The organism is Sphingobium estronivorans (assembly GCF_008692605.1).
GTDB classification, from domain to species: Bacteria; Pseudomonadota; Alphaproteobacteria; order Sphingomonadales; family Sphingomonadaceae; genus Sphingobium; species Sphingobium estronivorans.
This window is the reverse complement of sequence record NZ_LFCT01000028.1, coordinates 69,319-82,949: the sequence shown is the minus strand read 5'-3', so window position 1 is coordinate 82,949 and position 13,631 is coordinate 69,319. Positions and strand designations below refer to the sequence as shown.

The following is a 13,631-nucleotide window of genomic DNA, read 5'->3' as shown; positions in this document are numbered from 1 at the left end:
AGGCCCTCCAACGCGGATGCAGCATTCGGATAAATTTTGTTCGCCATGGGACGGCCTCTCCTTTCGACCGCAGGGTGGAGGACAGCATTCATTATTTCCAATGATTTGTTTTTTGCGTTAATCATAAACCATGGCTATTAATCGCATCGGCCTCTATCATCTTGAAACGCTGCTCTGGATCGAGCGGCTGGGCACCTTTGCCGCCGCGGCCGACCGGCTGAACACGAGCCAGCCCGCCATTTCCGCGCGGGTGCGGGAATTGGAGGCGCATCTGGGGGCCAGCCTGTTCCGCCGCGAAGGGCGCACCATGTCGCTTACCCCGGCGGGGCGGCAATTGGTGCGCGATTGCGGGCCGCTCTGGGGCGATCTTCAGGCCGTGCTCATGCGTTGCGGCGGCTTTGGCGAGGCGAGCGGCGTCATCCGCATCGGCACGGGCGAAATCGCCGCGGCAAGCTGCCTGCCTGCCTTCCTTTCCGATCTCAAGAAGGACATGCCGTTCGTCAGCCTGGAAATCGAGATCGATCTGACCGTCAATCTGATCCAGCAATTGCTGACCGGACGTACCGACATAGCCTTCGCCGCCGGACCCATCGCGCACCCGGCCCTGATCGCCCGCCCGATCGGGTCGGTGGGGTTGCTGTGGCTCGCCAGCCCGGATGTGGCGGATGCCTTTGGCGCGGGGGCATCGGATCGCATCGTCCCGGTCTGGTCGCTCGCCAGCCATTCGCCGATCCATGGGCGCATGCGGGAGGCCATAGCTGCCTCGCAAATCGCGCACGGCCTGCTGAACCTTTGCAACAATGCCCGGATCATGATCGACATTGCCAAGGCAGGGGGGGGCATCGGCATTTTTCCCGAAATCATGGCGCGGGAGGAATTGGCGAGCGGCGCGCTGGTCGAGCTTGAAGGGATGCCTGCGCTTGCCCCCGTCGAATTTCATGTGGCCATGCGAGCATCCGACACAGAGCCTGTGACCCATTCGGTGTTCGACCGCGCCTGCGCGCTGGCGCTAGGCTGATTGGTGAGGAGGATCGCGCCCATCCCTATCTCCCGACGATCGCTCCGATAGAACAGATCGTAGGAATATCTCTATTCGATGGAAGGCGACGCTTTGCGGTAGGCGGACGGGGGCATTCCGGTCCACGCCTTGAACCCGCGGCTGAAGGTCGTCGCGTCGCTGAACCCCACCCGGCGGGCGATATCTTCGAGGGACAGGCTGTCATCCGCGAGCAGACCCATCGCAAAATCATGACGGCATCGCGCCTTGAGTTGTTGCAGGGAGACGCCTTCTTCCGCCAGCCGGCGCTTCAATGTCGCGCCGCTGATATTGAACTGACGGGCCAGCATGTCCAGCGCGGGCAAGGGATTTCGCCGTGCCAATGCGCCGCCGAAAGCGGCGCGCACCTTTCTTGCCATCGACACCCGCTTGAGGGGAGCGGCGTCCAGGTCGAAGGGAAAGGTTTTCAGCAGATCGACCAGTTCGGCATGGCTGCGCACGACCGGCTGCGCCAGATAGCGCGCCGGGAAGTGCAGCAGATTATCCGAACGCGCATAAGCGATCGGATGCGGCATCAGTATCGCGGCGACCTCCTCCTCGATCAGCAGAGGGTAGCAGACCTCGACCGAAAGCGGCTCGATCTCCTCGCCAATCAGCCAGCTGAACAGGCGATGATAGGTCGACAGGCCGGTCAGATCGGTCAGGAAGGATGCGATATCGCGCCGGCGCCGGAAAGTGTGCATGCGGAATTCTGCCTGCGCGCCCACCGTGGCGATCGACAATTCGGCGGCCCGGCCATCCAGCATGGCGCAAAAGGCCGCGGCTTGCGCGATCGCGTCCGCCAGGGTCGCGCAATTGATGACGCAGTGGCAAAGCATGTCCACTTCGCCCTTGGTCATCGGCGGCCGGCCCTGCCTGCGGCTGTCATGCACCTCCAGCGCCGCGACGCATTCCCGATAGATGAGGGTGAACTGATCGGGCGACAGCGATACCGTCCATGCCGGGCGAAGCATGGCGTCCATGCCGGATGCCAGCCCCGCGCGCTGGAGGATGGCATCGGCATCCACGCCGACATCCTGCACCTTGAGCAGCAGTTCGCGCGCGACCTTGGACGATCGCTGGCACAGAAGTGGCGTAGATGCATATTGGGACATTGGTGCGCCGATCCGCCATGCTTTTGATCTGTTCTGCCATTCTGGCGCCCGCTGTCCAGCCTAAACTATCCAACAAAGACAGACAGAATAAGCAGTGCAAAAAGGATGTGAGGATGACGAGGATGCCCCCGCGCAAGATCCAATATGGCGGCGCAATGATCGACCAGAAAGAGATTGACGCGGTGACCAACGTCATGCGCACCAGCATGAGCGTCGGCGAGCAGGTGCGGAGTTTCGAGAAGCGCTGCGCGGAGGTGATGGGGCATAAATATGGCGTGATGGTCAATTCCGGTTCATCGGCGCTGATGCTGGCGATGCGGATGCTGAACCTGCCCAAAGGATCGGAGGTCATCACCCCGGTGCTCACCTTCTCCACCGACGTCGCTTCGATCGTGCACGCCGGTTATGTGCCCGCCTTTGTGGATGTCGAGCTCGACACTTATCAGATCGACATCGACAGGATCGAACGGATGATCACGCCCGCGACCAAGGCGATGCTGGTCCCCAACCTTGTCGGCGGCACGCCGGACTGGGACGCGCTCCGGGCGCTGGCGGACAAGTACGGGCTGAAGCTGGTCGAGGACAGTTGCGACACGCTCGGCGGTACGTTGCGCGGAACCAGGACCGGCGCCCGTGCGGATATTTCGGTGACGAGCTTCTCGATCTTCCATATCATCACTTGCCTCGGCAATGGCGGGCTGGTCGCGGTCGATGACGAAGCTTTATGGGATTGGGGCCTGATGGCGCGTGCCTGGGGCCGCTCTTCGGAGAAATATCTCCACGGTACCAGGCAACAGGACAGCGATGGCCGCTTTCTGGAGGATCTCGACGGCATTCCCTATGACGGCATGTTCATTTTCGAAGACGTCGCCTACGGCGTCATCCCCAATGAGGCGGGGGCCGCTTTCGGCCATGAACAGTTGAACAAGCTGCCGATGTTCTGGGAATTGCGCGACCGCAATTTTCAGAGCCACCGGCGCTTCCTTGATAAATATCCCGACATTTTCATCCCGGCCCGGCTGCTGCCGGACGTGGAAACGACATGGATTTGCTATCCGGTCCAGTTGCGGCCCGAACTCGGCTGGAGCCGGCGCGAATTGCAGGTGCATCTGGAGGAAGCGGGGATTTTCACGCGCGTGATCTTTTCAGGCAACATCACGCGTCATCCGATGATGAAGGGCGTTGAGTGCCGAACCGACCCAGGCGGGTATCCGGTGGCCGATCAGATTATGGAACAGGGGCTGATGCTGCCCTGCCACCCGACCATGACGGAGGAAGACAACGCCTATCTCTACCAGACGCTGGAGGATTTCATCGCGCAACAGAAAGCGAAGAAGGCGGCGTGAAAGGCACGGATTACTCATCTGAAAAGACTGGGAAATGAAAAACCGTAACAGCCGGACCGATGCCATCGGTCCGGCTGTTCCAACATGAAATTGTCGTTGGGAGAAGTGGCATGCGTGGGGCCTCGATCACATTTTTCTCCAGGACGGGTGGGGGGGTATCTTCGCTGGCCATGGCGGCGGGCTTTGCCCTGACGATGCTGGGCACGATACCTGTCACGGCGGGTCAGGCGGCGGAGGCTCTCGACAGACGCGTTCTGCCGATCAGGCCCGCCCCGTTCGACGGCAAGATCGGCTCCTCCGTTGCCGCGTCGGTTCCGTCCTTTCCCGCCCGGGTGACCGCGCCCGCCGGCGCGCCCAATGTCGTTGTCATCATGACCGACGATGTCGGTTTTGGCGTGGCGAGCACTTTTGGCGGCCCCGTCCCGACTCCCAATCTCGACCGCCTCGCGTCGAAGGGCCTGATCTACAACCGCTTCCACACGACGTCCCTCTGTTCGCCGACCCGTGCCGCCCTGCTGACGGGGCGCAACCAGCATGCGGTCGGCAACGGCGTCGTCAACGATCTGGCGACGGGCTATCCCGGCTATAACAATATCATGCCCAGGAGCGCGGCCACCATCGCCGAAGTGCTGCGCCAGAATGGCTACAGCACCGCGATGGTCGGAAAACATCATAATGTGCCGTCCTGGGAGGAGAGTGCGGCGGGGCCCTTCGACCATTGGCCGACGGGCCTTGGCTTCGACCATTTCTACGGCTTCGTCGGCGGCTCCACCAATCAGTGGCATCCCGCGCTGGTCCGCGGCACGGAGCGCATCGCGCCCCCCGACGAGGGCAAGCCGGACTCGATCCTCGACCGCTTCCTCGCGGACGACGCCATTCACTGGATTCATGAGCAGAAGGCGTCGGCGCCCGACAAGCCGTTCTTCCTTTATTATGCCCCCGGCACGGCCCATTCTCCCCATCAGGCGCCCAAGCCGTGGATCGAAAAATTCCGGGGCCAATTCGACGCGGGATGGGATGTGCTGCGCGCGCAGACCGTCGCCCGGCAGAAGGCGCAGGGCCTGATCCCCGCGAACACAGCGGTCACGCCGCGCCCCGAAGGGCTTCCGGCCTGGGATACGCTGTCCGAGGATGACCATAAGGTCGCGGCCCGGATGATGGAAGTCTATGCGGCGATGGTCGCGTATCACGACATGCAGATCGGCCGGATGCTCGACGAAATCGAACGCATGGGGCAGGCCGACAACACGCTCGTCATCTTTGTCGAAGGCGATAATGGCGCGAGCCCGGAAGGGGGCCTTGCCGGAAGCACCAATTCGGGGGCGACGATCGTCGATCGAGCCCGTGAGGACACGGCGTGGCGCCTTTCCCAACTGGACGTCCTGGGCAGCGAGAAAAGTTCCGGCCATTTTCCGGTCGGATGGACCTGGGCGCTCGACGCGCCTTTTCCGTGGATGAAGGGGGTATCCTCCCATCTCGGTGGCACGCGGAACCCGATGGTGGTGTCATGGCCGGGCCACATCCGGCAGAGGGGCATTCGCACCCAATTCCATGATATTACCGATATCATGCCGACCGTTCTGGAGGCGGCGCGCATCCCGGCGCCGACATCGGTGAACGGCGTGCCACAGCAGCGCATGGACGGCATCAGCTTCGCCTACAGCTTCAACGACGCAAAGGCGCCGGACCAGCGCCATACGCGCTATTTCGAGATGATGGGCACGCGCGCCATCTATCATGACGGCTGGCTGGCCGGAACGACGCCGCAGCGCCTGCCCTGGGTGAGCAAGCCATCCTCGCTGGACGTGAACCAATGGCCGTGGGAGCTGTACAAGATTGACGAAGATTTTGCCCAGGCGACCAATGTCGCTGACCGCTATCCCGAAAAGCTCCGATCGCTCCAGCGCCTTTGGCAGCAGGAGGCCATGGCCAACAATGTCTTCCCCCTCGATGACAGTTCGCTCAGCCGGCTGCGGAAAAATCCGTATCGGAATGACCGCAACCAACTCACCTATTGGGGGCCGGACCTCCAAATTCCGGACTCCTCCGCGCCATCGCTGAGGGACAGGTCCTTCACCGTCGCGGCCGACGTGGATATCCCGGCGGGATCGGCCAATGGCGTATTGGTGGCGTCGGGCGGGCATTTTGGCGGGTGGAGCTTCTATCTGAAGGATGGTCATCCGGTGGCGGTTCATGCCGCCTCGCAACAGCCCCGCGATCAGTTCCGGCTGGAAGCGCCCAAGGCCCTTGCAGTCGGAGCGGCGCACATCGACTATGTTTTCGATAGGAGCACATCGGGCGGCACGCTTTCCATCCGCGTCGACGGCAAGGAAGTCGCCCGCCGCCAGGTCGATCGGATGGCGGGTTTCGACGAGGCGCAGGAAACATTCGATGTCGGCTTCGACACGGGATCGCTGGTTTCCGACGACTATGCTGGGAGTCCGCGTTTCAATGGCTCGATCCGCAAGATCGTCGTCACGACATCGGACGATCACGCCTCAGGACAGGCAAATTCATCAGCTTACACGTCAACGCAACATAGGGGAATGAAATGAGGATGCGGAAATATCTCGGGGCGCTTGCCGCCCTTGCGTCCACGGCGGCGTGGGGCGGTGAGGCGATAGCGCAGGGAGCGGGGGCGGAGCAGGCTACGACGCCGGGATGGAATGAATTTGTCGAGCAATTGCGGGCTCTCCCCGCGATGATCCTTGCCAAATTGCCGGAGGATCAGCGGCGCGACCCCCGGATTCAGCAGGAGGTCGGGCGTCTCGCGCTGGAGGCGCTGGCCGCGCGCTCGCTGGAGGCGATCAGCGCCGATGTCGACAATCCTGTTTTCCTGCCAAGCCTGAACCAGACGCTGAATGTCTATCAGCCCAATTCCGACACGATCTACAAGGAAACGCCGGTCGACCCCACGGCCAGCTATCGGTTGCGCGGGACACGCGGTTCGTTGCGCATTTTCAAGCTGGGGCAATTGTCGCGGACCGGGCCTGACGGCAAGGAGAAGGTGGTTCCGCTCGCCTACGGAGATTTCAATGCCTTGCCGGTCGACGCTCAAGGCAAATTTGACGTGCTGATCAGCCCGACCAAGCCGCAAGACTATCAGGGAAGCTGGTGGAAGCTCGAACCGCAGGCCAACAGCTTCGTGATCCGGCAGGTGTCGGCCGATTGGGGGAAAGAACGCGATCCCACCCTGTCCATCGAGCGACTGGACAGATCGACCCTGCGCCCGCGCGAAAGCGTGGCATCCTTGCGAAAGCGGCTGGATGCATTGGGCCGTCAGACGGCCAACACCGCCCTCTTCCTGGTCGGGATTCCAGGGGAATTGCGCAAGGAAGGCTTTGTCAACAAACTCAAGATATTTGACGTGACGTCGAATATGGGCGGTCTTTTCGGTCAGTTTTACTATCATGGTGTTTATGAATTGAACGATGATGAAGCCCTTATTCTTGAGGCGAAGGTGCCCTCAAAATGCGGCTATTACTCCACGATCCTGACGAATGACCTGTTTGAAACCACCGATTGGGTGAATAATCAGAGCAGTCTGAACGATACGCAATCGCGAATCGATAGTGATGGTATGCTACGCATCGTCATTTCGGCCCGCGACCCCGGGGTGCCGAACTGGCTGGACACGGCCGGCTATCCCACCGGCGTGGTCCAGGGGCGCTGGACCGATTGCAATGCTCAGCCGATGCCCAGTTTGACCAAGGTCCGGCTGTCGGATCTGTCCCGCTATCTGCCGAAGGATACGCCCCATATAAGCGCCCCGGAACGTGACCGTCAATTGCGTAGCCGAAGGGCCAATTTTTTACAGCGCATATTATGGTAAGCTGGACAATCGTGCTGGAGCCGTGTATCGGGGAAGGGCATTGATCGGCAAGTTTAGCAACCGGAAATATAATCTGACAGTGCATTGCTTGGCTTCAATTGCATGGCCGGTCGGTGATCGGTCTATGTAATCGGCCTGGTTATACATAATAATAATAAATATTAAAATTGTTCATGCGTCCGATCTTGCTAAAGATAACGATAGGAACGCGTGAATTATTTATAATAAAAGGGGAGAAATATGGAAATTTATACCAAGCCAATTATTCGCGCCCTGCTTCTGACGGGCAGCGCCCTGACGGCTTTGAGTTCTTCAAACGCGATGGCGCAGGAAACCGCCGCGCAGAGCGGATCAGGCGCTAGCCTGGCCGAGATCGTCGTCACCGCTCAACGTCGTGAAGAACGCTCGCAGGATGTGCCCATCGCTATCACGGCGCTTTCGTCCGCCGGTCTCCGCGAACGCGACGTGACGAGCGTGCAGGGCCTGCAAAACCAGGTCCCCTCGCTGACCATTCAGCCGAACGGCCAGTCTTCGCGCGACGTCATGTCACCTTCGATTCGCGGCCAGGGCGCTTCGTTTCAGGGGTCGCCGGGCGTCGTCATCTACCTGAACGAAGTGCCGCTGCCGATCGCCTACACGCTCAGCCAGCAGGGCGGCCCGGGCAATTTCGTCGATCTTCAGAATGTTCAGGTCCTCTCGGGCGCGCAGGGCACGCTGTTCGGCCGCAACACCACCGGCGGCGCGATCCTGCTGACCGCGGCACGACCGACCGATCGGCTGGAGGGCCATCTGTCCGGCGGCTTCGGCAATTACAACATGACCGAGTTCGAGGCGGTGCTGAACGTGCCGGTGAACGACAAGCTGCGGGTCCGCCTGGTCGGCGCGTCGCGTGACCGCGACGGCTTTACCCAGGACATCAACTGGAACAAGGATCGCGACGACCAGCATTGGCGCATGGGCCGCATCGGTGTCGAGTTCGAACCGGTCGAAGGCATCACCAACTACACCATGGGCTATTACGGCTATTCCAAGAACAACGGCACCGGCATCGTGCCGATCAGCTTCAACTATCCCCGGCTGCTGGGCTTCACCACCAGCCCCAACAATGCCACCGGTGCCCTCAATTTCTGCGGCACCCAGGCAAGCCCGGATGCCAACTGCACCGCTTTGAAGAAGCTGATCAGCGACCAGCAGGCCCGCGGCATCCGCAAGGTCGCCCATGGCATGGACGATTTCGCCAAGCTCGAAACCTGGGGCGTCAGCAACAACACCGACGTCGAACTGACCGAAGGGCTGAAGCTGCGTAACATCATCAGCTACGCCTCGCTCAAGTCTTTCTACGCGTCCGATCAGGACGGCTCGCTCGCCAATATCAACAATACCGGCGTTACGAGCCTCAGCCGCACCGCGCCCAAGGATTATTACGAACTGTTCACCGAGGAACTGCAATTCCAGGGCGAGGCGTTGGACAAGAAGCTGACCTATACGCTCGGCGGCTTCTATTCCAAGCAGAAGCCCGCAGGCGAGATGGGTGATTATTTCACCACATTGAGCGGGCTTCCGGGCGAGGCGGGCGCCTTGCGGGCCGCGGGCTTCCGGCAATCGGCGGTCACCAACGAATCCAAGGCCCTGTTCGCCCAGGCCACCTTTGATTTCGGTGCGCTGACGTCGGCTCTTGATCGCCTGCGCCTGACCGGCGGCTATCGCTACACCTGGGATAAGATCGACGGCAGGGTAACCAGCTATAACCCAGCCCTTTATTCGGGCACCGGGCCGGACAATGTGCGCTGCCTGTTCAACGGCAGGACCGTTTCGCGGGCGAATGCCAACAATCTGACGTCGGATGCCACCCTTGCCCAAGCCCCCGATCAGGGCTGCCGCTACGAAGGCCATCTGAAGAGCAAGGCGCCGAACTGGACGATCGGTCTTGACTATCGTCCGATCGACAACCTGCTGGTGTATGGCAAGGTGACGCGCGGCTATAAAGCGGGCGGCTTCAACGCCTTCGCGGTCAATGCGCAATATGCGACCTTCGGTCCCGAATATGTCACCGACTGGGAAGCGGGCTTCAAGTCGGACTTCCATGTGGCTGGCCGCCCGGTGCGCCTGAACGTCAATGGCTACACGATGAATTACAGCAAGATCCAGCGCGGCATTGGGGATTTCAATCCGACGACCAACTCCAGCGGCGCGGCCACGGTGAGCGAAGCCTCCGCGCGGATCCGCGGCGTCGAAATGGAAGCGATGTTCAAGCCGATCGATCAACTCGAGATCGGCGGCAATTTCAGCTACACCGACGCACATTACAAGTCGTTCCGATTTAATTCGGCCACGCCGATCTGGGATTGCAATTCGACGGCGGCGAACAATTATCTGATGACCAGGACGCCGGATCTCACCTGCATTCCGATGCAGTATTTTGCCCCGTATATCTACTCGGTCTACGGTCGCCTTTCGGTGCCGACCACGGAAAATATCGGTGAGATCAGCATCTTCATGAGCTATGCCTGGACCGATGCGCGGCACCAATCCGGCCCCGCGCTGGAGAAGTTCGTCGACGGCAGCCGGACGTGGGAACCGGGCAGCGACCTGGCCGCCTATGGCTTGTTGTCAGCCTCGCTGGACTGGAAGAACGCTCTGCAAAGCGGTCTTGACGTCAGCGTGTTCGGCACCAATCTGCAGAACAAGAAATATACGCTGTCGAACAGTGGCGTATATAATTCGATCGGTAACCAGGGCCAAATCTTCGGCGAACCTCGGATGTACGGTCTGCGTCTGCGGTATAATTTCGGAAGCTGAACGAAATGACGGGCATTTCCGGTTCATGATCTGAGCCGCGGAGCTAACATAATAAAATAATATTGCGGTAGCGGCGGGCAGAATATGCCCGCCGCTAGTCGTTCCACACGTTCATATGTCGTGTTAGGATGATGGACCGGCCTATCTGCTCTACCGCCATTGACGGTGTGATTTTCGATCATGTTCCATTTGCGATATGCGTGGCGTTCCCGGCGGAAAAATTCTTGCGAGATACTGGGCAGAAAGGGAGATAGTTCGTGCGAATCAATTTAGCGATTTTCCATTCCGTGGCGGTTTCGGCGCTGATCATGGCAGTGCCCGGCTCCGCTTCCTCGCACGATGCCGCGCCGCATGCCCGGGAAATGGATGAAATCAGTATTGAGGAACGATTCGCTGTTCTCGATCTCATGGCAAGATACGGCCAGTATTTCGATAACGGCAATGCGGAGGCATATAGCTCTCTCTACACCGAGGATGGAGAGTTGAAATTTCCGGGAAAAACTCCGGAATCGCCCTGGATAATTGTCAAAGGCCGCAAAGCTCTTGCTGATTTCACCAATCAGGCGAGGAGCAGGAACGGCATGGAAAGGATCAGCATCCATAATCTGGGTAACCCGATCATGGTAAAGGTTGGACCCGATCACATCCGGGCGCGCACGCCCGTCATGTACGGGACGATTGATTTGACCAGAAATAACGCCGTGTCGATCCTTGGCTACGCCTTGTATGAAGACGATATCGTCAGAACGCCTTCGGGTTGGCGCTACCAGAAAAGAACAGCCAATAAATATGATGCCACGCCCATTCCGCCGGAATTCCTTCCTGCGCCCGGCAAATAAATGCCCTTAATTTTGCGAGGCTTTTTTTGACGTCGTTCACGCGGCGCTTTGAGCGCGCGTTTCGCCCGGCGAGCCATTTCTTTCGCGCCCGTTCTGCCTGATATCAGGATCCGATGCGTTTGCCTCATCGGATCCTGGTCAAGCCCGTGCGGCGCTTGAGTGATCCAAGTCGCGATGCGTCAGAATCTCAGCGCCTTGGTACGTGCCCCGCCCCCGCCAGATCAGAGAGGCAGTTGTTCAGGATCGACTTAGGTCGCCGCTCTCACTGGCCTTTTATCGCGGCATTCATCGGTTTGAGGTCGATATCGATCTTGCCGATGGTGCCGTTGAAGCGCACGGCGTCGGCATAATCATCGATCACGCGTGAGCCGCTGTCATCGCCTGTGTCGAAGGTTTCCGTGACTTCCGCGATGAATGGCGCAATGGTGCCGATAGGGCCGCGCCCGACTTCCTTGCCATCGACCGAGATGGTCATCGTGCCGCCCTTGCCGCTGCGCGCGAAGCTGTAAGTGAGGCGCACGGGGCCGGGGTTGACCGGCGTCGCGGCCACGACACGGAATTGCCCGTCAGCCCTCTGCGACGGGGCATGGACCATCGCCGGGCGCCCCTTGTCGAAATAGAAGGACCAGCCGCCAAAGCGTCCGCCGCTGGCGAGCAGGACACCTTTAGGCCCTTGCTGGGGAATGGTGACGTCCATCGTTATCGAGAAGGTGGCCGCGCGCCCCAGTTGCGGCGAGGATTCCTGAGCGATGTGCAGGTCCGGCCCCCAATAGCTGTAATGATCCCGGCCCTTCTGGTAGGGATTGATGCGCACCCGGGCCAAGGTGCTGTCGTCAAGCGGATAGACATGGTTCGCCCATGCCTCGCGGTCCCACAGCTTCTGGAGGGCGCGGAGCTTTTCGGGACGGCTCGCCGCAAGATTGTTGGCCTGCGCGAAGTCATGATCGAGATCATAGAGTTCCCAGTTCCAGTCGGTGATGTCGACGGGATGGTCGGCCGCGCTCTTCCACGGCACGCGGTTGGGCGTGGTCCCGGCCAGCCAGCCATCGTGATAGATGGCGCGATTGCCGAACATTTCGAAATATTGCGTCCGCTTCGCGCTCGGCGCTTTGGCATCCGCGAAGCTGTAGGCAAAGCTGATGCCGTCGACCTTCTGCTGCTTGACGCCGTTGACCGACGATGGAAGGGCGACGCCCGCGGCTTCCAGCACGGTGGGCATGACGTCGGTGACGTGCAGGAACTGGCTGCGCAGACCGCGCTGCGCGATCTTCGCGGGCCAGGACACCACCATGGGATTGCGGGTTCCGCCGAGATGGGACGCGACCTGCTTGAACCAGGGAAAGGGTGCGTTCAGCGCCCATGCCCAGCCCGTCGGGAAATGCTCATAGGTCTTTTCGCCGCCCAGTTCGTCAAGCTGCGTTTTCAGCCAGGCATCGTCTTCCTGGATCGAACGGGTCATGGCGGCGGTCCAGTTGGTGGTGCCCCTGATCGTGCCTTCCGGACTGGTGCCGTTGTCCCCCTCGATGAACAGGGTCAGCGTGTTCGGGGACTGTCCCATCCGGTCGATCTCGTCGAGCACGCGGCCGATCTGCGCATCCTGATAGGCGATCATGCCCGCGAAGACTTCCATCATTCTGGCCGCGACCGCTTTCTGCTGCGCGGACAAGCTGTCCCAGGCGGGCAGCCCATCCGGGCGCGGCGTGGTCGCGGTATCGGCAGGGATCAATCCTTGCGCCTTCTGGTGGGCGACGGTCTGCGCGCGCATCACGTCCCACCCTGCGTCGAATTGCCCCTTGAACCGGGCGATCCATTCCTTCGGTGCCTGATGCGGCGCATGGGCCGTGCCCGGCGCATAATAGATGAAGAAGGGCTTATCGGGCGCGGATGCCTTCTGCTCGTGAATCCAGTGGATTGCGTCGTCGGCCAGGAAGCGGTCCAGCACGGAGTCCGGACGACCTGAATCCGGCGCTTCGACGTGGTTCGTGCCCCGGACCAGCGCGGGATGCCACTGGTTGGTCTCGCCGCCGATGAAGCCGTAGAAATAGTCGAAGCCGAGGCCCGTCGGCCAGTGATCGAACGGTCCGGCCGGGGATGATTCCCAGATCGGAACATTATGATGTTTGCCGAACATGGCCGTGCTGTAGCCATTCTGCCGCAGCACCTCCGCCATCGTCGCCGCGCTCTTGGGGATGCTCGAATCATAGCCGGGATAGCCAGTGGTCATGTCGGTCACGACGCCCATGCCGACCGCGTGATGATTGCGCCCGGTCAGCAGGGCGGCGCGGGTCGGCGAACAGAGGGCGGTGGTGTGGAAGCGGTTGTAGGTCAGGCCCCGCTTGGCGAGCCGATCCAGATTGGGGGTTGGGATCGGTCCGCCGAACGCGCCGGCCACGCCGAAACCGATGTCGTCGGTCATGAAGATCAGGATGTTGGGCGCGCCGGCGGGCGCCGTCTGCTGCGCGGGATAGGCCGGTGTCGATTGCCGCGCCGACCGCTCGATCGAACCCCGGAACGGTTCGGCGGGACGGGGCAAGGTCGTGCCGGGCGCGGTCCGCGCTAAAGCCGCGCCAGGACCCAGCATTGCGGTGGCCGCCAGCAGCCCTGCCAAACGTCGCCCGCGCCGTTGCCGGTTCATCATTCCTCCCCTGTCACTCGCATGCGTCA

At 60.9% G+C, this 13,631-nt stretch carries 8 protein-coding genes; 6 read left to right on the top strand and 2 right to left on the bottom strand.

Going from position 1 to position 13,631, the window contains the following annotated elements; all coding sequences use genetic code 11:
• Nucleotides 1-130 precede the first annotated feature (130 nt).
• Nucleotides 131-1,018, top strand: coding sequence for a LysR family transcriptional regulator (locus tag F7P65_RS18390; RefSeq protein WP_150294319.1), 888 nt, complete (start codon nt 131-133; stop codon nt 1,016-1,018).
• Between the two features lie 71 nt (nt 1,019-1,089).
• Here F7P65_RS18390 and F7P65_RS18385 read toward each other — a convergent pair whose 3' ends face one another.
• Nucleotides 1,090-2,151 carry a helix-turn-helix transcriptional regulator gene (locus F7P65_RS18385; RefSeq protein WP_150294317.1) on the bottom strand — a complete coding sequence of 354 codons (1,062 nt, stop codon included), beginning with the start codon at nt 2,149-2,151 and terminating at the stop codon, nt 1,090-1,092.
• A 113-nt stretch (nt 2,152-2,264) separates the two neighbouring features.
• On the opposite strand from F7P65_RS18385, the gene F7P65_RS18380 reads away from it, so the two are divergent.
• The 5 genes from F7P65_RS18380 (at nt 2,265) to F7P65_RS18360 (ending at nt 10,967) form a co-directional block, all read left to right on the top strand.
• The gene (locus F7P65_RS18380) at nt 2,265-3,497 is read left to right on the top strand and encodes a DegT/DnrJ/EryC1/StrS family aminotransferase (RefSeq protein ID WP_205452164.1); all 1,233 of its coding nucleotides are present in this window, start codon (nt 2,265-2,267) and stop codon (nt 3,495-3,497) included.
• Between the two features lie 110 nt (nt 3,498-3,607).
• A complete protein-coding gene (locus F7P65_RS18375) occupies nt 3,608-6,052 on the top strand; it encodes an arylsulfatase (protein ID WP_240334382.1) in 2,445 nt (814 codons plus the stop codon).
• 2 nt (nt 6,053-6,054) lie between these two features.
• Nucleotides 6,055-7,329, top strand: coding sequence for a DUF1214 domain-containing protein (locus F7P65_RS18370; protein WP_162854703.1), 1,275 nt, complete (start codon nt 6,055-6,057; stop codon nt 7,327-7,329).
• 240 nt (nt 7,330-7,569) lie between these two features.
• Nucleotides 7,570-10,128, top strand: coding sequence for a TonB-dependent receptor (locus tag F7P65_RS18365; protein WP_150294313.1), 2,559 nt, complete (start codon nt 7,570-7,572; stop codon nt 10,126-10,128).
• Between the two features lie 257 nt (nt 10,129-10,385).
• Nucleotides 10,386-10,967, top strand: a complete 582-nt coding sequence (locus F7P65_RS18360) for a nuclear transport factor 2 family protein (protein WP_150294311.1) — start codon at nt 10,386-10,388, stop codon at nt 10,965-10,967.
• 262 nt (nt 10,968-11,229) lie between these two features.
• Here F7P65_RS18360 and F7P65_RS18355 read toward each other — a convergent pair whose 3' ends face one another.
• A complete protein-coding gene (locus tag F7P65_RS18355) occupies nt 11,230-13,605 on the bottom strand; it encodes an arylsulfatase (protein ID WP_150294309.1) in 2,376 nt (791 codons plus the stop codon).
• Between the last annotated feature and the right edge of the window lie 26 nt (nt 13,606-13,631).

Coding starts and splice junctions, on each gene's coding strand:
- F7P65_RS18390 (WP_150294319.1), top strand. CDS start 131: ATGGCTATTAATCGCATCGGCCTCTATCATCTTGAAACGCTGCTCTGG.
- F7P65_RS18385 (WP_150294317.1), bottom strand. CDS start 2,151: ATGTCCCAATATGCATCTACGCCACTTCTGTGCCAGCGATCGTCCAAG.
- F7P65_RS18380 (WP_205452164.1), top strand. CDS start 2,265: ATGACGAGGATGCCCCCGCGCAAGATCCAATATGGCGGCGCAATGATC.
- F7P65_RS18375 (WP_240334382.1), top strand. CDS start 3,608: ATGCGTGGGGCCTCGATCACATTTTTCTCCAGGACGGGTGGGGGGGTA.
- F7P65_RS18370 (WP_162854703.1), top strand. CDS start 6,055: ATGCGGAAATATCTCGGGGCGCTTGCCGCCCTTGCGTCCACGGCGGCG.
- F7P65_RS18365 (WP_150294313.1), top strand. CDS start 7,570: ATGGAAATTTATACCAAGCCAATTATTCGCGCCCTGCTTCTGACGGGC.
- F7P65_RS18355 (WP_150294309.1), bottom strand. CDS start 13,605: ATGATGAACCGGCAACGGCGCGGGCGACGTTTGGCAGGGCTGCTGGCG.